Origin of the sequence: Amycolatopsis keratiniphila subsp. keratiniphila, assembly GCF_001620365.2 — a bacterium.
Lineage (GTDB): Bacteria > Actinomycetota > Actinomycetes > Mycobacteriales > Pseudonocardiaceae > Amycolatopsis > Amycolatopsis keratiniphila.
Window position 1 is genome coordinate 1 of the sequence record NZ_LQMT02000061.1, and the last position, 702, is coordinate 702.

The 702-nt window shown below is 70.2% G+C and carries 1 protein-coding gene; it reads left to right on the plus strand.

What is annotated here, in order from left to right:
• Window positions 1–84: 84 nt before the first annotated feature.
• The coding region (locus tag AVR91_RS42130; RefSeq protein WP_143254284.1) for a GntR family transcriptional regulator at window positions 85–702 on the plus strand (618 nt) is incomplete at its 3' end.

Below are 702 nucleotides of genomic sequence, written 5' to 3' on the forward strand. Positions count from 1 at the left end.
TCTCGGGGCAATACACCTAGGTGGTGCGGGCCGGGATCTGGAGCTAGGTTCAGATCCCGGCCCGTCGCCGGAAGGGAGGTGCCGTTGCCGCGAACGTTGATCGAAATCGACCGGACGTCCGCCGAGCCGCTCTACCGGCAGGTGCGGCGCGCCATCGAGCACGGCATCGCGATCGGCACGTTCGACCCGGCGCACCGGCTGCCGAGTTCTCGTGAGCTGGCCGCCGAACTCAGCGTTTCCCGCAACACCATCAACCTCGCCTACCAGGAGCTGGTCGCCGAGGGATTCGTGGAGAGCCGCGAGCGCAGCGGGCTGTTCATCAACGCCGAGATGCGGCCGCACTGCGCGGTGCAGGAGCGCGGCACAAGCCCGGCCATCGACTGGAGCGCGCGGGTGCGCCGGTACCCGGACGCCGGGGTGCCGCATATCGAGAAACGCCCGGACTGGCACACCTACCCGTACCCGTTCCTCGCCGGGCAGGTGGACGTCACCGCCTTCCCGGCGCGGTCGTGGACCCGCTGCCTGCGTGACGCGCTGTACCGGCCGCACGTGTTCCCGAGCCTGCAGGACAGCGTCGGCTCCGACGACCCGATGCTGGTCGACCTGATCTGCCGTCAGCTGCTCACCGCGCGGGGGATCGAGGCCGACCCGTCCGAGGTGCTGATCACCGTCGGCTCGCAGCAGGGCCTCGACCTGCTCGGC